Raw genomic sequence first — 19,766 nt, forward strand, 5'->3', positions numbered from 1 at the left:
ATGTGTGGAATTGTAGGTGCAGTAGCAGAACGTAATGTAGTAGAAATTCTGCTTGAAGGATTACAGCGACTGGAATATCGCGGCTATGACTCAGCAGGTGTTGCCTTGCTTACTCGCGACGGTGAACTCACGCGTATGCGTCGTACCGGCAAGGTAAAAGAACTCGCCGACGCGATTTCTACCGAAGAAGCGCTTGGCTCTACAGGTATTGCTCACACCCGCTGGGCTACCCATGGTGGTGTAACAGAGGCCAACGCTCACCCTCACTTCTCAAGTGATCGCATTGCGGTAGTACACAACGGTATTATCGAAAACTACGAAACCCTGCGTGCCGACCTTACCGAGAAAGGCTACACCTTCACAAGTGACACCGACACAGAAACCATTGCTCATACTATTAACGAAGCAATGAAAACCACCGACAGCTTGCTTACCGCGGTACAAGAGTCAGTTAAAACCTTTCACGGCGCCTATGGCACAGTCATCATGGACAAAGCTGACCCGAGCCGCGTGGTCGTTGCCCGTTCAGGCAGTCCACTTGTTATAGGTTTGGGTTTAGGTGAAAACTTTATTGCTTCTGACCAACTAGCACTACTTCCGGTTACTCGCCGTTTTATCTTCCTCGAAGAAGGCGACGTTGCAGAAATTACTCGTAGAAAAGTGAGTATTTTTGACAAAGACGGCAATGCGGTAACCCGTGAAATCATTGAATCAAATGTTGAGCACGACGCAGGTGACAAAGGTGGTTATCGCCACTACATGCTCAAAGAAATTCACGAACAGCCTGTGGTTGTGCGAAATGCACTTCAACACCGACTGACCGACACTGGCCTTGCCGCTGATGTATTCGGTAAAGGGGCAGATGCTATATTTGAAAACGTAAAACACGTACAAATTGTGGCCTGTGGCACCAGTTATCACGCTGGCATGACCGCCAGATACTGGTTGGAACAATACGCCAACGTAAGCTGTAACGTAGAGATAGCCTCTGAATTCCGCTACAGAAAATCCGTGGTGTATCCAAACAGCTTGTTAATCACTATTTCACAGTCGGGTGAAACCGCTGATACCCTCGCGGCCCTTCGCCTAGCCAAAGAACTGGGGTACATGGCGAGCCTTACAATATGTAACGTGCCTGGTTCATCACTGGTGCGTGAATCTGACTTGGCTTACATGACAAGAGCAGGCGCAGAGATTGGCGTAGCATCTACTAAAGCTTTCACTACTCAATTAACCGCATTTCTTATGCTCACTCTTGCCCTTGGCAAGCAAAATGGTATGAGTGATGAAGATGCCAGTTCTATTGTATCGGCGTTACACAGCTTGCCTGCCAAGCTAGAAGAAACCTTAGCCATTACCCAAGGTATCGAAGATCTCGCAGAAGAGTTTGCCGACAAAAATCACAGCTTGTTCCTTGGTCGCGGCGATCAATACCCCATCGCAATGGAAGGTGCGCTTAAGCTTAAGGAAATTTCTTATATTCACGCCGAAGCCTACGCATCGGGTGAACTTAAACACGGTCCACTCGCGCTGATTGACGACGAAATGCCAGTTATCGTTGTAGCGCCAAACAACGAGCTTTTAGAAAAGCTGAAGTCGAACGTAGAAGAAGTACGCGCTCGTGGCGGTATTATGTATGTATTCGCCGACAAGAAAGCGCCGTTTTCTGGTGACAGCACCATGCGAGTTATTTCAGTGCCCACTTGTGAAGCGCCTATCGCGCCAATCGTATACACGATTCCACTACAGTTGTTGTCTTACTACGTTGCCTTGATTAAAGGTACTGATGTAGACCAGCCGCGCAACTTGGCGAAGAGTGTGACGGTTGAGTGATTGACGTTTAATGGAAAACGGAAATATTTGGAAAGGCTCCAATTGAGCCTTTCTACGCGTAGCGCAACTTTTCTACTTTCCCATAGATATTTGACAAAAATGTCTGATTACGATTTCTCACAATACTGTGAGCATTAGTATTATCGACCGATTTGAAGTTTTCTGTCTGAAAGTATAGAAATTTCTTTATTGCTTCAGCTGCTGTTATTCAAATTTTATTGTCTGGCTTTCTTCTATACGCTGCAAAGAGTGCTAAGCCAGCAAAGACTAAAAGCTGAGAGCTAGGGCTATCAACGGTCACAGCGCTTTGTTGGACAAGGACGAATGCATCGCTTTGTCTTGCCCATGTTACATCTTGAATATCAGATATTGAGAATTGGTCTTCAATGGAGAGTCCAGATGAACCGAAGTTTAATGTTCTATTTGCGGAAGAATTGATTCCAAATGTGTTATTTTGGTCATCTAATCTCCAATAGGCACTGCCGTCGGAATAAAATCTATCGGCCACTACTTGAACAGAACCATCACTAGAAATTCGATAAGAACCTGTGTTTGTCTCTACAAACGCATCACTCTGTCTAGCCCATGTCACATTGATAATATCTGATATTGAAAACTGATCTTGTATGGAGATTCCAGAAGAGGTGAAGTTCAATGATGTATTGGCAGAAGAGTTAATTCCAAATGTGTTATTTAGGTCGTTTAATCTCCAATAAGCACTGCCGTCAGAATAAAATCTGTCGCTCATTAACTGAACAGAGCCGTTGTTGGAAATTTGAAATGAGCCAGAGTCGGTAATAACAAACGCATCAGTCTGTCTGGCCCACGTTACATCGGTAATGTCTGCTATCGAAAACTGATTTTCGATAGAGAGGCCGGAAGAACTGAAGTTTAACGATGTGTTCGCTGAGGAATTGACTCCAAATGTGTTATTTAAGTCATCTAGTCGCCAATAAGCACTGCCATCAGAATAAAATCTGTCGCTCATCAACTGAACGGAACCATCACTAGAGATTCGAAAAGACATTACACTGGCGTTTGCAACTAATGAGGTCATTAGAAGCGATACTATTGCTATTGTTTTAGAAACACTCATTTTGATACACCGCAAAATCAAAAACTATCTGGAGCAGATACAACACTACAGTGTAAAATATAAGCTACTCCTCAGTTTATGAAAATTACAATATCATTAACTTAACCACCCAGCCAATTCCTCTGCCGGCAAAGGCGTAGCCCAAAGAAAACCCTGACCTTCGTCGCACTGCAGCGCCATTAATTTGTCCAGTGTTGCTTGGTCTTCGATTCCTTCAGCAATGGTTTTTAGCCCTAAACTTGCGGCCATGTTGATTATCGCTTTTACCAGCGATTCTTGATCTTTTGATTCACATAGGCTGCTGATGAATGAACGGTCAATTTTTAGTTTACTGGCTTTGAAATCTCGCAGGTAACCCAAGTTAGAGTAGCCTGTGCCAAAGTCATCTATGGCGATAGTAATACCAAGTTGACTGAGCCTTTCTAGTTGCTGTCTGATAAGTAGTGTGTTGTCGATGAGTAAGGATTCGGTAAGCTCTAATTCTAATGCGTTTGGTGGTAAGCCTGCGTCATTCAGTGCTTTTTCAACCGTCTCTTGCAAGTGCCCACTTTTAAACTGCACCACCGATAAATTAATCGCTACTCGCAGGTCAGGCATGCCTTGTGATCGCAGTTGTGCGCAGAAAACGCAGGCTTGCTCAATAACCCAATTTCCAAGCTCGTTAATCAGGCCACTACTCTCAGCCAAAGGGATAAATCGGTCTGGACTTATCATACTGCCATCGGCTTGAGGCCAGCGCAGTAGCGCCTCAATGGTCGTAACTTTGCTGTTGCGCAAAGACATCATGGGCTGGTAATAGATTTCAAATTCTTTATTGTTCAGCGCGGGACGTAGTCGTTGTAGTAGCCTAAATTTATCGTCGTTGGTTTGGTCGAGACTTTTATCGTAGTAATGGAAAGTGTTGCGGCCATCTTGCTTGGCCTCATACATGGCTATGTCTGCTTTTCGGCAAAGTTGTCTAAAGTCGTTGCCGTCATCAGGGGCGCAGGCGATTCCAATAGAGGCAGATACCACGACTTGCGTATGCAGTATTTCAAATATTGAAGCGCACTGCTTAATAATGGCTTGAGCGAGTTCGTCGCACTGGTGTCTGTCACCGTCAAACGGCGCTAATACAATAAATTCATCGCCACCAAATCGAGTCAAATGGTGGCCCGGGGGGAGCATACTGGCTACTCGATGTGTCAAACGTTGGAGTAATTCGTCGCCTGCCGCATGGCCAAGGGCGTCATTTACTGGTTTAAAATTGTCTAGGTCTATGAACATGAGCGCGAGCTTTTGCTGTTTGCTGCGCATGTTATTTAATTCATTGTGGAAAAGATTTTCGGCATAAAATCGGTTGGGCAAGCCAGTTAACGCATCATGGTGAGCCAAGTGCTGCACTTCTCTCTGAGATTTTTGAACCTTGGCATTCTCTTTCTGCAAAGACACCATCAGCTTTTTAATGTCTCTCACCAAAATGTAAACACTAAAACCGGTAATAGTGATGATGACTGTGGAAAACACCAAATGTGCCCATGTCAACGTGGGAATATTTGGGTTAATAACGCCTTCAAGCGTCAGCCAAGTGAGCAACGCGCATTGTATTATGACGAACGAGAGCACAGTAAAGAACACACCTACGCCACCCAAGGTTGCAGCGAAAATAAGCAAGCCCGGATATCCGAGTATGGCTAAGTCGAACATACCTGCGCCAGTGAGCGCCAACGAGAACAGCATAGTGGCGAGCGAACCCAGCATGATGTAGGCAGAGAGATGCAAGCGGTCTTTAAATGCAAAAACAAGAGCAATGAAGAGGCAGCTGAGGGCCGCACAAAAAATATAAAGGGTAACGCCACGTGCAACCAACAAAGAGATAATCAAGCCGATCGAGGTGGCAATGCATATTTGCATTAACCGCTGGCGGCGGATTTGGCGGAAAGTGTCGGTATACTGCTCAACTCTCTCTGTCATAAAGTAGGTTCGCCTCAGGCTTATTCGATGTGATCATTATTTCACTAGGTCAACTTTACCTGTTTACTGGAAAAACACCAATCTGACAAGTAACCAGATACATGTAACTATGATGATGCTATCGTGTTACGCAATTGTATATTCTGCTGGGTTAATTAAGATGAATTTTTTCAAAACTAGTGTGCTCTTAGTGCTGTTAGGCTTCTCGTTGTCGGCTTACGCTGAACAATTCAAAGTGTTCTTGTTTACTAAAACGGCTGGATGGCACCACAGGTCGATCAGCGCAGGTGTCGATGCCATTGAAAGTTTGGGCCGTATGCATGACTTTGATGTTGAGTGGCAGGAAAACACTGATTTCTTTACAGATCAGCATTTAGCACAATTTGATTTGATCATTTTTCTCAATACCACCGCTGACATTCTTGACGATAAGCAGCAAGAGGTATTCAAAAGGTTCATCCGTGCAGGGAAAGGCTTTGTAGGGATCCATTCCGCGGCCGACACGGAATATGAGTGGCCTTGGTATGGCCAACTTGTTGGTCACTATTTTCTGATTCATCCCCAGATACAAACCGCGCGAATTAATGTGCTTAAACCAGACTTTCCTGGGATGGAATTTTTCTATGACAACCAGCTATGGACCGATGAGTGGTACGAATTCAAGCCAGCGAACATTGAATCACTCAACTATCTTATGACGGTAGACGAGAATACTTATGCGCCAGCAGCAGATTGGGGGCATACCCAAGGCGATGGCATGGGTGAGTTCCACCCTGTGGCGTGGTTTCACGAATTTGATGGTGGGCGAAGCTTCTATACATCACTGGGGCATTTGCCAGCAACCTACTCCAACCCACAATTTTTGAATCATCTCTATGGTGGCATTTACTGGGCTGCAACCGGGCGAGGGTTACAGCCAGATACACCTTGATAGAGCGTGCTAAATAGCGAGTCTATTGATTATAGACTCGCAACGCTTCACTGGTAGCGTCATGCTCAAAAGCATTGGGGGCAAAAGTGGGTGGTACTATTGCTTGGGTCTGTTGTTCTAACTGGTAAGCCAAGTTGAGTAGCAACCCTTCTGACCATGCGGTACCCATAAAACTGAAATTAACAGGTAAGCCTTTCATAGTACCCATGGGTATACTCACCTGAGGATAGCCCGCAATAGCCGCAAGCCAACCAGCGCCAGTACCACCATTGAAGTTGTCACCATACACTGCGTCGATAAGAAACGCCGGGTTCTGAGATGGTGCAACGATGGCGTCGACCTCATATTCACGAAGCAGCTTATCTATGCCTTCGTCACGGGTAGCTTTGCGTAAGAAGGCTCTAATATCTTCGTACGCTGCATTGTACCCATCGGTGGCTTGTGATTTTTCAAGAATATTCTGGTCGAAAAGCGCTAATTCTCGGGGTGAACTGCTGTTGAAAGCAATTAACTGTGCCAGTGTTTTTACGTTCACATTGTCACCAGTGGACGCTAGATACTTGTTTAGCTCCTCTTTAAACTCTATTAGAAGCAAATCATAGGCTTTGCTCCAAAATTCCTCTGGCATTTCAAAGCTATCAATATCGACCAACTCTACACCCATTGCCTCTAACGCGGCCAATGAGCTGTTAAATGCATCGATAATTTCTGGATGATTAGACTGTCGGCTTCGCAACACGCCTACTCTTACCCCTTCTACTGAACGCCCCAACAGATTGGTGTAGGCTTGCTTTTTCCCATCGGCGTCTTTTGTTGCTGGGTCAGCTTCGTCACTACCTGCCGCCACTTCGAGAAGCAATGCGGCATCATACACAGAACGCGTCATTGGGCCTGCCGTGTCTTGAGTCACTGAAATAGGAACAATGTGATATCTAGACCACAAACCTACCGTCGGTTTAACACCCACAATACCATTCATGGCGGCAGGGCAGATGATTGAACCATTAGTTTCGGTGCCTATGCCCATTGCTGCAAAGTTCGCTGCGATAGCTGCTCCCGTGCCCGATGATGAACCGCATGCCGTTCTGTCTAGACTGTGTGGATTTCTAGTTTGGCCGCCTACCGCACTCCATCCGCTAATACTACTTTCGCTGCGAAAGTTCGCCCATTCTGACAGGTTAGTTTTGCCTAAGATGATGGCTCCGGCATCTTTCAGCTTTTGAATGATAGGGGCATCTCTGCCTGTATCATTGTTTATCAGCGCTAGCGAGCCGGCTGTGGTAGGAAGTTCGCTCGTTTCAATATTATCTTTCGCAATCACTACCACCCCGTGCAATGGTCCCATGATATCGCCACTTTTTCGCATAGCGTCTAGTGCTTTGGCCTGGGCTAGCGCATTTGGGTTCAGGCTTATCATGGCTTGTATACTCGGCCCATTTCGATTCATCTTTTGAATACGGTCAATGTAAGCGGCCACTATCTGCTCAGAGGTAAGTTCACCGCTTTGCATAAGGTCAATTTGTTGCTTAGCCGAAAGCGATGTGATGTCAGTGACAGCACAGGCACTGGAAGCCAGAAGCACTAACATAAACGTGATTAAGCGCATGCTTTTTCCTTTTATTGTTTGAATGTGGTTTTTATTGTTTGTTGTATGACGTTATCGGTGTTTTATTACGCGCGCCATATCTTAATTCGTTCACTTCTTTTTTGTCTTTTTTACTGAGCTTTACCACGGCATTGCAACCGGCCGCGAAATACCACACTATCAACTCCGTTTGAGAAGTGCATCGGCAAATTATTAGTCATCCGGTGAAAGTAAAAAGAGAATCAAAAATGAATCAACTCATCAATACTGTAATTTGTTTAGCGCTTTTATCGAGTACATCGGTGCTGGCAAGTAGCATAGTTAAACCCGCGCCTTTGGTGTCGGTGCCAAGCCAAGACGCATTTTTTGAGGCTATTAGGCAGCATTGTGGTAAAGCCTTTGAAGGTAAGGTTACAGTTGATAACCAAGGGCCGAGCAGCTTCTCACAAGCGAAATTGGTCATGCATGTAAGAAAGTGTACGGATAGCCAACTGCAAATCCCGTTTCATGTGGGTGAAAATGCTTCTCGCACATGGATCATCACAAAAACTGGTAGCGGCCTGAGCTTAAAGCACGACCACAGGCATGAAGATGGTACCGACGATCCTGTTACCATGTACGGTGGGCATACCGTTGACGCAGGCTTTGCCCAAGTGCAGTCGTTTCCAGCGGATGCTTATTCAAAGCATATGTTCGCTGAAAAAGGGCTACCACAATCGCTGACGAACATCTGGCAAATGTATATCTACCCTGAAAAATTTACCTATCGGTTGATACGAGAGGGTCGAGAGTTTCGTGTTGATTTTGATTTAACACAGCCGATTCCCGCGCCGGCACCACCTTGGGGCTATACCGATATGTGAATGCCGACAAGTGAGTGCCGACATGTGATGATTGTCAGCCTTATAAAAAGCTGGAGATTTCGCCTAAGTCTTTTTTGATCTGTGCATGAGCAGGAATAGTGGCATCTTCAGCGGGGTATCCTGTAATGATTAACATATAGGGTCTTTCATTGTCAGGGCGCTGGCAAATTGACGATAAAAACTGCATGGGCTTAGGTGTATGAGTCAGGGTTGCCAGCCCAGCATTGTGAAGTGCAGTAATGAGCATGCCGGTGGCAATACCTACGGATTCGTGAACATAATAATTGGTTTTCTTCTCTTCCGTATTCACGCCGCCCTTCTTTTGGCTAAATATGGCAATAAGCCAAGGAGCGTGTTCTAAGTAGGGCTTGCTTGCATCGGTGCCTAATGGCTTTAGTGCTTCTAGCCACTCGTCGCCGGCACGGCCATCATAAAAACCTTGCTCGTGCAGTTCTGCGTGTTCTCTCACCTGCTTCTTTACATCATCTGAATGAATCGCGACAAAATGCCATGGCTGGTGATTTGCCCCACTAGGCGCAGTTCCCGCAGTTTTTATGCAGTTTTCAATGATTTCCTTCGGTACCGCTCTGTCGCTAAAGCTTCGAATACTGTGCCTGCGCTTCATATGGTCTAAAAACTCAGCAGAGCGTTCCAGCATTTCGCTTTGAGGGTACTCGATGAAATCATTTAACGGTGCACTGTCGTGTTGTTGCATACCTACCTCTTTCTTACCGCAATTTTTATAATAATAGTTTTAGCTGGTGATATTACACTTGTGCGCGGGCTTCACTCAAGCTGCCCTCTCAATTCGGCTACGCGATAGCGACTTACCGGTATGGTTTCGCCGTTTTGCATTTCGAGCCAGTATTTACTGCCAGTCGCCGATTTAAGTTTTACCACAGCACCAAGGTTTACTGCATATGATTTGTGTACGCGAACAAAACCGATGGGCTGGGAGTCCATGATGGCACCTAAACCGTCTTGATGAAGCAGGGATTCGCCATTGGCTAGAAGCACAGCGGTGTAATTACCTTCCCCTTTGAGTGCAAAGCATTGGTCTACAGAGATCGACGTTTCACCCGAGGCAGTTCTAATAACGAAGTGTTTTGTTTCTTCGGGACGGGTGATTTCAGGTCCGTCTGCTTTTACTTCCACATACACCCATACCCATGCACCACCAATCAATATTAATGCAGCGATGAAAATAAAGCTGTCTAAAAATAGCCCCACCGACCAATAACAAGATAACGCGCAGGCAAAGAAAAACAGAGGTAAGGTGGAGAAGTAGTTTACCTGCTTTCTGAATGCCAACACTAAGAAAACTGCTGCTGGCCCAAGTACAAATAGCACGAAATCCATAGCTAAGCGCATATCGCCACTACTCATAGGTAGGACGTGGCTGGCAACAACAATCAGTATGCCTGTAATAAGGATGAATTTGCGAAGCCGACCCGTGGTGACTTTAGCGCTGGTGTAGATGAGCGCGATGCCAGCAGCAATATTGCTCACCCATCCAAAAATACCGCGTAACTCATGGTAGTGATATGGGTAGTTCACAATGGCCCGTGATACTTCAGCCATTAACATAACAACAATGCTGAATCCGAAAAGTCCTAGCCCTATATGCATTGGGTTTCCGGCGTTGTGGCCAATTCGAAAGCTCTGGAAACTCAACACAATTAAAGCACTGAGAACAAATAGAGGTGCAAAGTAATAGCGGATATCCCGTCGACCACCTTCTCGGTATGGGCCTAGCCAAATGTAATGGAATACTGAATCATCAGGTTGAATTAAGTGGTGTGTTGAAATGCGAAGACGAATTTCATGCTGCCCGGGGGTTAGCATGCGAATGGGAATAAACACACTAACGTCGATAAGACCGATTTCCTCTTGTTCACGGGTATCTCCGGCCGCTCCCTTGTCACCAATTTTTTCTCCATCCCAATAAATATCGGCAGAGAACGGCCCGCCAATAAATAATCCTACCGGGCGTTGCCATTTTTCCGACTGGTCAATAGTCACCAAAAATCGAACATCGTGACTACTTACTGTGTCACCAATATTGAATCGATTCCCATCTACCCATTCACCTTGCTCATTGAGTTGCTCAAGGGAATATCCTGACCAGTAGATTTTTTCAAATACCGTGGTTTGGTGTGAAATTACGAGTCCGAGCCCATAAGCCAACGTGAGCAATAGGGCAAATTGCCAAATGCTCAATGAGCGTTTAACCCTTTTTTGTGAGCTACTCATCCACTTTCCGAGTCATTGGTCCATCTGTCCTTGTTCCCATGGCGCGTGGGGTTTATTGATTTACCGACAATATAAATTCATCAATTCGATATGTAAATCGACTCGATGGGACACGTTAGTAACAAAAGGTAGCAATCATATGACAACAAGCAGTAGTTCACGCAAACGAATCTTTGTAAAACTAGGTTGGGGAATAGGTGCAGTATTATTCGTTGTGGGGATGTATTTCGGCGCGATGCAATATTGGATGTGGAAATGGGACACTCCACATACACCACTACCGACAAATCATTTAAGCCATCAAGATTTAGCCAATGTAAGTGAAGGTTACATTGAGCTTTCCGACAACGCACAACAAGAAATGATAGCGCTAGCTACAGAATTACAATCGGTGTCTATGTCGGGCGCAATGATAAAAGAAGGCAATCTGGTATGGGCAGGAAGTGTAGGGCTAGCGAACGTTGAACAAGCAATACCAGCGAGTGTAGATACACAGTATCGAGTGGGTAGCGTGTCTAAAGCAATTACTGCGGTAGTGCTTATGCGCATGGTAGAAGAAGGTCTCATTGACCTAGATGCGCCAATACAGCGTTACTTACCCGACTATCCTCGCGCTCGAGGCGATATGACCGCTAGGCAGCTAGCGAGTCACATGGCTGGCGTGCGCCACTACCAATTTGATCTCACACGTTTCCCACCTACCGATGGCTACTCAAACCACGAGTATGAAAGCAGTATTGCCGCTCTCGATCAGTTTAAATGTGACGACCTGTTGTTCGCACCGGGACAAGGCTTTGCTTACTCCACACATGGCTACACCCTACTAAGTGCAGTAATGCAGGCGGCGGGTGGTAAGCGCTTCGAAGCGCTTATTGATGAGTTGGTTGCAATACCAAGTGGCCTATCGAGTACGTACGCCGAGCATTTGCTTACGAGTACCGAGCAGCTTGCCAACTTTTACACCTCCGATGACGGACTATATGGCGTAACGCCCGAGCAAAACCTATCTAACAAGGTTGCGGGTGGAGGTTTGGTGTCTACGTCCACAGATTTAGTAAAGTTAGGCGCTTTACTACTCAATGGAGGTTTGCTTCAAACATCCACACTTACCGAAATGGTGACAGTGCAGCCCATGTTCGATGGTAGTGAAAACCCACAATCTTATGGATTAGGGTGGCGACATTATGAAACCAGTCGGATCTTCGATGAAAACAACAAAGTCGATATTATTCATCACGGTGGCGTATCTGTGGGAGCCAATGCCTTTTTTATGCTGGTGCCTGAATACGATATTACTGTGGCTATCCTAACCAATGGCAAAGGACAAAGAAGCCGTGGTGAAATTCAAATGCTGGCCTATAGATTGGTCAGAATGGCTATAGAGCAACCCTAAAAGTCAGTCAGTTGCATAGTTCGCTGTTGCTGTTTACTCTGGGTATTCTTATTGGCATGTCTTGGTAAACAAGGAATTGTGATGAAACGATTATTTTTAACCGCGCTGTTAACTAGCGCATTGAGTATGGCAGGTGCGGCAACAGCAGAAGAGCAAGCGCCTGTTGCTATCGCAATTCATGGTGGCGCGGGCACTATTTTGAAAGCTAACTTAACGCCTGAGCAAGATCAGGCGTATCGCGATAAGTTAAATGAAGCCGTAATCGCAGGCTATGCAGTATTGAAAAACGGCGGCTCAAGCACCGATGCCATTATTGCCGCCATTGAAATCATGGAAGCGTCACCCTTGTTTAATGCCGGGGTAGGCGCGGTTTATACCTGGGAGGCAGAGCACGAGTTAGACGCCTCTATTATGGAAGGTGATACCTTAAACGCAGGGGCTGTGGCGGGTGTGAAAACTATCGCAAGCCCTATTGCCGCAGCCCGTGCAGTAATGGATCATTCAGTACATGTCATGCTTAGCGGTGAAGGTGCGCAAGCATTTGCAGTAGAGCAAGGGCTGGCTATGGTTGAAAATAGTCATTTTGATACCGAACGCAGAATGCGTGCACTTGAAAAGGTTAAAGCCCGTTTACTCGAGAATGACCATGCATCGTTAATTGTTGACCCAGCTACGGTGGATTACAAATTCGGCACTGTGGGCGCGGTCGCCCTAGATGCAAATGGCAATATTGCGGCGGGCACCTCAACGGGGGGGATGACTGCCAAGCGGTGGGGACGTGTGGGTGACTCGCCAATTATTGGTGCGGGAACATGGGCAGACAATAGCAGTTGTGCAGTGTCAGCCACAGGGCATGGTGAATTTTTTATTCGCAACCACGTGGCCGCAGATATTTGTTCAAGAGTGAAGTATCAAGGTGTGACCATAGCCGAAGCGGGTGAAACCGTGATGCAAGACGTACTCTTGCCCATGGGAGGTACCGGCGGTGTGATTATTATCGACGCCGAAGGAAACATTGCCATGCCGTTCAATACCGAAGGAATGTATCGCGCTTCTGTTGATGTAAACGGCGAAGTAACGGTGGCGATTTACAAAGAAAACTAACAGTCTGTTAGACTGCTAGTCTTTAAAAAACGTTCGGTAGCGCGCTGGGGTTACACCAACCATATGCTTGAAACTCTGCGTCATGTGGCTTTGATGTGTAAAACCCAACTGAGCGCTGATTTGTGAGAGAGGCAACTTAGTCTTGAGCTGCTTTTTTGCCTCTTCTATTCGCAACCAGCTAACGAAACTTGCCGGGGATTCACCAAAACTGAGCTTAAACATTTTGGCAAAATGGTGCGGACTTAGATTAACTTCCTTTGCCAATTCCGCAATAGTAATTTTATGGCCCAGTGAGTCCATGATATGAGCGAAAACTTGACGGCGATGTTGTGGTGAAAGTCCACCTACAACTTCTCTGGATTTAACGTTAAATCCATTAAATTCGCTGACTATCTTGTCGAGTAGTTTGTAGCTTACTTGTTCAGCAAATAGCTCACCGTTGGCGGTATTTAAACGTTTTGCTGAAAAGTATTTCAGAAATAACTGGTGTAGGTCGTCGTCTTTCAAAAATACTTTATCGGTGAGTTCGATAAAGCGAGTATCCATTTGGTGCGTGCTTGCGGCAAAGTGGTTGACTAGTGTTTTGCTAAAATAAATGTGTGCAAATTCAGTTCGTTGTTTAATTTGCCAGGTTGAATCTTGTGATTGAGCCATGAAGCAAAATTGGCCAGCGCTACCTTTCTTCGAAGGTTGATCAAGTCGAATATTGTTTTCGCCGCCTTGCAAATACAGGCTCAAAGTATGGAAGTCATCATTTTGATAAACAACGTTGTGGCCTTCTTCTACTTGCCAGTGCTTTAGACCAATATCACTCTTCAGCTCAGAATTCACCTTGGTTTGCGGTGTAACTAACGTATTAAAATGTCTAGTGTCCATATAGAAGTTGTTGAGCGCTGTTTGATTCAATAACCACAAGATTTTGATATTTCTAAGCACATTATAATGCCAAGCTCTAGGGTTAAAGATAACTAAACTGGATGATGAATAGAAGCTGTTTTACTTGTCAGTAGTGACAGTTGTCTGCAATCGAACCTGTTAGTAGTAGGTATAAGGACTACTCCAATGAAGAAGCGTACAGCACAATGCATTCTTATTAGTGCCCTGTTGGCACCTATGGGTGTTCATGTGTTTGCATACATGGACGATCAGCATCTAAAAAGCTATGACACACCGGAGTGCGAAGCTTTTGAAAGGATTGAAGTTCCTGAAACATACCGATGGCTACCCAGACGGTATAAGCAGGAAGATAGCGGTGTGTTTTTTACGACTAGAGAGCAATGTGAATCCTCGTTGCGATCTCATGGTGTAGGATAAAAAGATGCACCGGATAACACGTATTTTGTTATGGTTTGTCGCCATTTTAGTACTAGTAGCGGTATCTGCCCTTGTCGCTGGATTATCATTTAAAGCAGGGTTAGGCACCCCCTCCGACAACTATAAGAAAAATGCCGTGTATGCCCCTAACGGTGTTGTAGCAACCAGTCAGCCATTGGCAAGTCAAGCTGGGCTAACGGTGTTGAAAAATGGCGGTAATGCAGTGGACGCAGCAGTTACCGCGGCGGCAGTGTTGAGCGTAGTAGAGCCCCACATGACGGGTATCGGCGGCGACATGTTTGCCATTTTATGGTCCCAACAAGAGCAGCGTTTAATCGGTGTAGACGGCAGTGGTCATGCGGGCGCCCTCATGACCCGAGAAGCTATTGGTGATAGGGGTAGAGTTCCTGATGACGGTGCCAAGTCTATTACGCTTCCGGGGGCGTTGAGTGGTTGGGCAATGTTGTTAGAGTCCCACGGCACGATCTCATTGGCTCAAGCTTTGGCGCCGGCAATTGCACTAGCAGAGAACGGATTTCCCATTTCTGATGTTACCGCTACTGAGTGGGCGCTATTTGAGAGCAAGCTTAACTGGGATCAAGGGGCAAGAGCCACGTTTTTGATGAATGAAGCGAGAACACCCCACGTCGGTGAGTGGTTTTACAACCCAGACTATGCCAATACATTAACCTTGATTGCAGAGCAAGGGCCAGAGGTTCTGTATGGCGGGGCACTGGGCATAAAAATAGCAGACCGAGTGCAAGCGTTGGGCGGTTTTTTAACCCAAGAGGATTTTGCTAATTATCGTGCAAGATGGGTTACGCCTCTATCTGTACCTTTCAAAGATTATCAATTGTGGGAACTTCCGCCGAATGGTCAAGGCATCGCTGCATTGGAAATGTTAAAGATTCTTGAAGCCTACGATTTAGCTAAAATGGGACATAACTCAGTCGAGTATTTACACCATTTAATTGAAGCGAAAAAACTGGCATATGCTGATTTAGAAGCCTTTGTTGGCGACCCTGAGTTTATGCAAGTCACCCCACAGCAAATGTTATCAGATGAGGTTATTGCTAACAGACGTGCTCAGATTAATCCGCAGATGGCATTAGAAAGAGCAAATCCCGACCCTTCACTAAATACCAGTGAAACCACGTATTTAAGCGTGGCTGACAGTGAGGGAAATATGGTGTCGTTTATCAATAGTTTGGCCGGATCTTTTGGTTCAGGCATTGTGGTACCGGGAACGGGTTTTGCGTTGCAAAATAGAGGGGTTGGTTTGTCGATGCAGCCCAATCGCGCTAATTCAGTAGCGCCTGGTCGCAGACCGTTTCACACTATTATTCCAGGATTTGTCACTAAGACTAATGAGCGAGGTGAGCAAATCCCATGGTTGAGTTACGGTATCGTGGGTGGTGCGCAGCAACCTCAAGCCCATGTACAAGTGTTGTTGAACATCGTGTTGTTTGGTATGGACGTTCAAGAAGCCATTGATGCTCCAAGGTTTCGCCACTGGGAAGACAACAACGTAAGCTTTGAACAATCCATTCCTCAAAGCACCGTTGATACATTGATATCAATGGGTCATGCACCCCAAGATCCTCTCATGTCTACCGCGCAAAGGGTATTCCTAGGCAACAACCGAGGCCTGATATTTGGTGGTGGTCAAGGTGTTTTAAAATTAGAAAAAGGCTATGTGGCTGGATCTGACTCCAGACGAGATGGTGCAGCAGTCGCTCACTAGGGTAGCAATTTATCGCTATTTGCGCTTTTCATACATAACAATGCGATTTCAGCATTAAAATGTAGTGCTTAGCGGAGAATGTATGCGCGATATTAGAGTTATTGGATTAGTCTTTATCTGGTCTTTGTGGTTGTTCGCCTGCGGTAGCACTCAAAATGAGGTAGGTACCACATTACGACCAACACAGGTGGAAACTGTCGACTATTTTACCGACACCGGTCTGAGCAACCCAATAGCAAGCTTACAACATCCCGCCGGTGAACACGCCAATGGTGTGACTTACATCACCTACCAAGGCCTATACGAAGACCCTTACGTAGCGGCATATAATCACCACACCAGTGAGTGGCAGGGGCCTTTTAAGGCGGGAGTCAGCGATATGGGAAAAGATCCCAATCGCAAGATAGACAATCACGGTAAGCCCGCCATGATCATTGACGACCTAGGTTATATTCATATCGCTTTTGGTGGTCATGGTGGCGTTCCCTCAATGGGAGAAAATACCCTTGGCAACTACAATTATGGGCGGCTACAGCATGTAGTATCCAAGCGCCCCTACGATATTACAGAGTGGGAATATCTTGATAATGTCTCGCCTTTTGGTACCTACAATCAATGGGTGAAAATGAGCAATGGCGATCTCTATTTGATATATCGCCACGGCGCGCATCAAAGCGACTGGGTTTATCAAAAGTCGACAGATCATGGCCGCACGTTTTCACCACCGGTATCTATATTGAAAACTCAACGTCGTCAGGATGGGCAAGGAGTCGATGCTTGGTACGCTTGGTTTGGTGAGGCTGCAGACGACAACATTTTGGTCTCCTATAACTATCACCTATGTGGAAATAGTCATCCAAATGGACGTCATCTAGGTGCGCGTTTTAATGGTTACTACATGCAGCTTGATACTAAAACGGATACGTGGAGTAATGTGAATGATGTTCCTCTGTCTTTACCTGTAACACGAGATATTGCAAACGAGATGACCCAGGTCGTTAATACCGAAGGTACAGACGATTGGACAGGTTACTCAAGCGTATATTGGGACCAACTCAATCACCCGCACGTTAGGTTTTCGTTCGGCAATCATAGCAATCGTCACCAAGTGAGCCAATTGAAACCTCGCTATTTTCGTTGGGATGGTGAGCGTTGGAACATCAGTGAACCAAATCAACTCCCAGTGTCAAAGGGTGACGCCAATGTTATGTCTGATACTCACACCAGTTTGCTTTTAGCAAGCAAAGGCAAAAACAACACCCATGTTATCTCCTGGTGGAATACCTCAGATGGTGGGAATACCTTTACGCAAGGAGATGAAGTGCTATCAACCGCCAAAGGTAGCTTTGCTGTGAGTTCTTTTATCCGTAATGCTCACCCAGATGCATTACTGATTGCCTCAGAAAAGGTTAAAGGTACACATTTGAGAAGAATGTTTCTGGTGGGGGAAAATGGTCCCGTTCAGCGCAGCACTGCTACCGCCCATCACACCACTGAGGCACAACGGGCTTACTATGAGATTGGTAATGATACTAGCGATCCCAATGTAGCTTTCGAAAAGGCGAGTGGTGCACCTTGGCAGCAGGTTTTGTTTGATGAAGGTACTGGTGATTGGCAGGATCATTGGTTTTCTGACGGTCTTGTGGGAACGATTGAGAACACGCCAGATGGTATGCATATTAGTGCAGGCCCTGAAGCGGAAAATCACGCGCATCATTTTGTCGTGTGGTCAAAGCAAGCCTTTAGTGGAGATGTCAAAGTTGAGTACGACTTCACCCGTACCGATGACGCAGAGCTCTACGTGAACATTCTGTATCTACTGGCAACGGGAGAGAAAGCACTTGGGTTTGATGAAGATATTATGGCGTGGCGCAACTATCGCGATGAGCCCTACATGCGTCATTACTTCGACAATATGAACACCTATCACATCAGTTATGCTGCCTTTGGTTTGGGTGAACCAGATGCTCCTGATGATTATGTTCGCGCACGCCGTTACCTACCGTTAGCAAAAAGGCGTTTAGCCGGGACGGCACTAGAGGGTGACAATATCAACACCGGATTTTTCGAGAAGGGCGTACCCCACCATATTACCGTGATTAAGCGGGGCGATAACTTATGGATGCAGGTTGAGAATGCAGAGCAAAAACAAGTGTATCGATGGCAGACCAATAGCCACCCAAATGTTGAAGCGGGTAGAATTGGTCTTCGCCATATGTATACAAGAAGCGCACTCTACAAGAACTTTACGGTTTCGGTATTGAAGTAGTACAGTCTTATTGCATATCCTCAAGCTCGATGCCTTTGGTTTCGTGCACCATGAGGTAAACAAATACAATAGACGTTGCGGCACCCAGTAAATAGAGTCCGTAAGCACCTGCCAAACCTACACTGGTGAGAAGTATTGGGAAACTGATGGCAATAAGGAAGTTGCTTCCCCACTGGGCTAGCCCACTTACTGCAAGCCCTGAACCGCGAATACTATTGGGGAACATCTCTCCCAACATGACCCACATTACTGGCCCCCACGATAGGTTAAAGAAGAAGACGTAAGCGTTGGCCGCAATTAAGGTCAACGCGCCTTGTGTCCCTAAATTAAGGTTGCCGTTCACATCAACAGTGGCATTGGTAAAGGTAAATACCATGACAGCTAAGCATACTGTCATGCCCGCGGAGCCAATGATTAAAAAGGGTTTTCGTCCTAACTTGTCGATAAGCGCCATGGTAATCAAACAGGCGAGTATACTCACACCACCACTAATAATGTTGATGAGTAATGCATCTGATTCGGCAAAGCCCACCGCTTGCCACAGTACCGCGCCGTAGTAAAAGACGACATTGATTCCTACGAGTTGTTGGAAAGTTGCCAACCCCAAGCCGACCCAAACTATGGTTTTTAAACCTCCACTTTTGGCAATAAGCCCCGAAAATCCAAGTGCGCCCTGCGCTTCATTATCGAGGGATTGTTTGATGTCGTTGAGCTTGTGTTGAGCTTCAACCTCTCCGTAAAGTTTACTGAGGACCGCACTTGCTTCTCCGTGCTGATGGGTAGCTACTAGATAACGGGGGCTCTCAGGAATGACAAAGAGCAGAACAAAAAATAGGGTCGCCGGTATGAGTTCCATCCAGAACATCCAACGCCAAGCTTCGTAGTTAAGCCAGAAAGCTGTCGTTGAGTGGCCTGCTATTTCGGCTAAAAAGTAGTTGCTGATAAAAGCAGAAAACAACCCAACAATGATGGCAATTTGTTGCAAACTAGAGAGGCGACCGCGGTATTGGGCGGGAGCGATTTCACTGATATACGCAGGTGCCATTACCGAAGCGGCACCGACTGCAAGACCGCCCAAAATACGATAAATGACGAATGACATGGAAGAATCGGCAATACCAGAACCCCAGGCACTAACCACAAAAAGTACTGCCGAAACCTGCAAGAGTTTTTTCCGGCCAAATTTATCTGCCAATCGGCCTGCAGCTAGTGCGCCCGCTGCACAGCCCAATAGCATACTTGCTACGTTAAACCCTGTACCAACTGAGTCTGAGTTGAATGCGAGTTTTAAACCATCGACCGTGCCGTTGATCACACCGCTGTCGAACCCAAATAAGAAGCCACCAATAGTTGCCACCAAAGAGATGAGTACAACAAACTTCATATTATCGGCGCTATTGCTCATGAGGAATCCCCAATTATCCATTG

Annotated in this window: 15 protein-coding genes; 8 read left to right on the forward strand and 7 right to left on the reverse strand. The window is 46.1% G+C overall.

Translation table 11 applies throughout. From position 1 onward, the window contains the following. The gene (gene glmS / locus EYS00_RS01435; RefSeq protein WP_130634791.1) at positions 1–1,833 is read left to right on the forward strand and encodes a glutamine--fructose-6-phosphate transaminase (isomerizing); all 1,833 of its coding nucleotides are present in this window, start codon (positions 1–3) and stop codon (positions 1,831–1,833) included. A 208-nt stretch (positions 1,834–2,041) separates the two neighbouring features. On the opposite strand, the gene EYS00_RS01440 is transcribed toward glmS, so the two are convergent. Together EYS00_RS01440 and EYS00_RS01445 are read right to left on the reverse strand one after the other, a co-directional pair. Beyond that, entirely contained in the window at positions 2,042–2,929 is an 888-nt protein-coding gene (locus tag EYS00_RS01440) for a hypothetical protein (protein WP_130634792.1), read from the reverse strand. Between the two features lie 96 nt (positions 2,930–3,025). Further along, positions 3,026–4,882, reverse strand: coding sequence for a bifunctional diguanylate cyclase/phosphodiesterase (locus tag EYS00_RS01445; protein WP_130634793.1), 1,857 nt, complete (start codon positions 4,880–4,882; stop codon positions 3,026–3,028). A gap of 160 nt (positions 4,883–5,042) precedes the next feature. Between EYS00_RS01445 and EYS00_RS01450 the strand changes: the two genes are divergently transcribed. After that, on the forward strand, positions 5,043–5,813 hold the full coding sequence (locus tag EYS00_RS01450) for a ThuA domain-containing protein (RefSeq protein ID WP_130634794.1): 771 nt from the start codon (positions 5,043–5,045) through the stop codon (positions 5,811–5,813). A 22-nt stretch (positions 5,814–5,835) separates the two neighbouring features. Here EYS00_RS01450 and EYS00_RS01455 read toward each other — a convergent pair whose 3' ends face one another. Next, the gene (locus tag EYS00_RS01455) at positions 5,836–7,419 is read right to left on the reverse strand and encodes an amidase (RefSeq protein ID WP_130634795.1); all 1,584 of its coding nucleotides are present in this window, start codon (positions 7,417–7,419) and stop codon (positions 5,836–5,838) included. Positions 7,420–7,646: 227 nt separating this feature from the next. Between EYS00_RS01455 and EYS00_RS01460 the strand changes: the two genes are divergently transcribed. Further along, positions 7,647–8,261 carry a hypothetical protein gene (locus EYS00_RS01460; RefSeq protein WP_130634796.1) on the forward strand — a complete coding sequence of 205 codons (615 nt, stop codon included), beginning with the start codon at positions 7,647–7,649 and terminating at the stop codon, positions 8,259–8,261. 40 nt (positions 8,262–8,301) lie between these two features. Here the strand turns inward: EYS00_RS01460 and EYS00_RS01465 are convergent, their stop codons facing one another. Together EYS00_RS01465 and EYS00_RS01470 are read right to left on the reverse strand one after the other, a co-directional pair. Beyond that, positions 8,302–8,976: a nitroreductase family protein gene (locus EYS00_RS01465; RefSeq protein WP_130634797.1), complete on the reverse strand. Its 675-nt coding sequence runs from the start codon at positions 8,974–8,976 to the stop codon at positions 8,302–8,304. 71 nt (positions 8,977–9,047) lie between these two features. Then, complete coding sequence (locus EYS00_RS01470) at positions 9,048–10,514, reverse strand: LytTR family DNA-binding domain-containing protein (protein ID WP_130634798.1); 1,467 nt, start codon at positions 10,512–10,514, stop codon at positions 9,048–9,050. Positions 10,515–10,653: 139 nt separating this feature from the next. Between EYS00_RS01470 and EYS00_RS01475 the strand changes: the two genes are divergently transcribed. Both EYS00_RS01475 and EYS00_RS01480 read left to right on the forward strand, forming a co-directional pair. Beyond that, a complete protein-coding gene (locus EYS00_RS01475; RefSeq protein WP_165399279.1) occupies positions 10,654–11,907 on the forward strand; it encodes a serine hydrolase in 1,254 nt (417 codons plus the stop codon). 81 nt (positions 11,908–11,988) lie between these two features. Next, positions 11,989–13,011 (forward strand): isoaspartyl peptidase/L-asparaginase family protein, encoded by a 1,023-nt coding sequence (locus tag EYS00_RS01480; protein ID WP_130634800.1) that lies wholly within the window; start codon positions 11,989–11,991, stop codon positions 13,009–13,011. Between the two features lie 15 nt (positions 13,012–13,026). Here EYS00_RS01480 and EYS00_RS01485 read toward each other — a convergent pair whose 3' ends face one another. Continuing rightward, positions 13,027–13,947: an AraC family transcriptional regulator gene (locus EYS00_RS01485; RefSeq protein WP_130634801.1), complete on the reverse strand. Its 921-nt coding sequence runs from the start codon at positions 13,945–13,947 to the stop codon at positions 13,027–13,029. Between the two features lie 126 nt (positions 13,948–14,073). Here EYS00_RS01485 and EYS00_RS01490 point away from each other — a divergent pair, with 126 nt between their 5' ends. The 3 genes from EYS00_RS01490 (at position 14,074) to EYS00_RS01500 (ending at position 18,338) form a co-directional block, all read left to right on the forward strand. Further along, positions 14,074–14,325, forward strand: coding sequence for a hypothetical protein (locus EYS00_RS01490; RefSeq protein ID WP_130634802.1), 252 nt, complete (start codon positions 14,074–14,076; stop codon positions 14,323–14,325). Positions 14,326–14,329: 4 nt separating this feature from the next. Further along, the gene (gene ggt / locus EYS00_RS01495; RefSeq protein ID WP_130634803.1) at positions 14,330–16,069 is read left to right on the forward strand and encodes a gamma-glutamyltransferase; all 1,740 of its coding nucleotides are present in this window, start codon (positions 14,330–14,332) and stop codon (positions 16,067–16,069) included. Positions 16,070–16,151: 82 nt separating this feature from the next. Continuing rightward, positions 16,152–18,338: a DUF1961 family protein gene (locus EYS00_RS01500; RefSeq protein ID WP_242618611.1), complete on the forward strand. Its 2,187-nt coding sequence runs from the start codon at positions 16,152–16,154 to the stop codon at positions 18,336–18,338. A gap of 7 nt (positions 18,339–18,345) precedes the next feature. Here EYS00_RS01500 and EYS00_RS01505 read toward each other — a convergent pair whose 3' ends face one another. Continuing rightward, positions 18,346–19,743, reverse strand: a complete 1,398-nt coding sequence (locus EYS00_RS01505) for a sugar porter family MFS transporter (protein ID WP_130634804.1) — start codon at positions 19,741–19,743, stop codon at positions 18,346–18,348. Positions 19,744–19,766 lie beyond the last annotated feature (23 nt).

The sequence above is a fragment of the Alteromonas sp. KUL49 genome, assembly GCF_006538345.1.
Lineage (GTDB): Bacteria > Pseudomonadota > Gammaproteobacteria > Enterobacterales > Alteromonadaceae > Alteromonas.

Excerpts from the sequence above, each read along its gene's own strand:
- EYS00_RS01460 (WP_130634796.1), top strand. The coding sequence starts at position 7,647 with ATGAATCAACTCATCAATACTGTAATTTGTTTAGCGCTTTTATCGAGT.
- EYS00_RS01455 (WP_130634795.1), bottom strand. The coding sequence starts at position 7,419 with ATGCGCTTAATCACGTTTATGTTAGTGCTTCTGGCTTCCAGTGCCTGT.
- EYS00_RS01465 (WP_130634797.1), bottom strand. The coding sequence starts at position 8,976 with ATGCAACAACACGACAGTGCACCGTTAAATGATTTCATCGAGTACCCT.
- EYS00_RS01480 (WP_130634800.1), top strand. The coding sequence starts at position 11,989 with ATGAAACGATTATTTTTAACCGCGCTGTTAACTAGCGCATTGAGTATG.
- EYS00_RS01470 (WP_130634798.1), bottom strand. The coding sequence starts at position 10,514 with ATGAGTAGCTCACAAAAAAGGGTTAAACGCTCATTGAGCATTTGGCAA.
- EYS00_RS01450 (WP_130634794.1), top strand. The coding sequence starts at position 5,043 with ATGAATTTTTTCAAAACTAGTGTGCTCTTAGTGCTGTTAGGCTTCTCG.
- EYS00_RS01440 (WP_130634792.1), bottom strand. The coding sequence starts at position 2,929 with ATGAGTGTTTCTAAAACAATAGCAATAGTATCGCTTCTAATGACCTCA.
- glmS (WP_130634791.1), top strand. The coding sequence starts at position 1 with ATGTGTGGAATTGTAGGTGCAGTAGCAGAACGTAATGTAGTAGAAATT.
- EYS00_RS01490 (WP_130634802.1), top strand. The coding sequence starts at position 14,074 with ATGAAGAAGCGTACAGCACAATGCATTCTTATTAGTGCCCTGTTGGCA.
- EYS00_RS01500 (WP_242618611.1), top strand. The coding sequence starts at position 16,152 with ATGCGCGATATTAGAGTTATTGGATTAGTCTTTATCTGGTCTTTGTGG.
- EYS00_RS01475 (WP_165399279.1), top strand. The coding sequence starts at position 10,654 with ATGACAACAAGCAGTAGTTCACGCAAACGAATCTTTGTAAAACTAGGT.
- ggt (WP_130634803.1), top strand. The coding sequence starts at position 14,330 with ATGCACCGGATAACACGTATTTTGTTATGGTTTGTCGCCATTTTAGTA.
- EYS00_RS01445 (WP_130634793.1), bottom strand. The coding sequence starts at position 4,882 with ATGACAGAGAGAGTTGAGCAGTATACCGACACTTTCCGCCAAATCCGC.
- EYS00_RS01505 (WP_130634804.1), bottom strand. The coding sequence starts at position 19,743 with ATGAGCAATAGCGCCGATAATATGAAGTTTGTTGTACTCATCTCTTTG.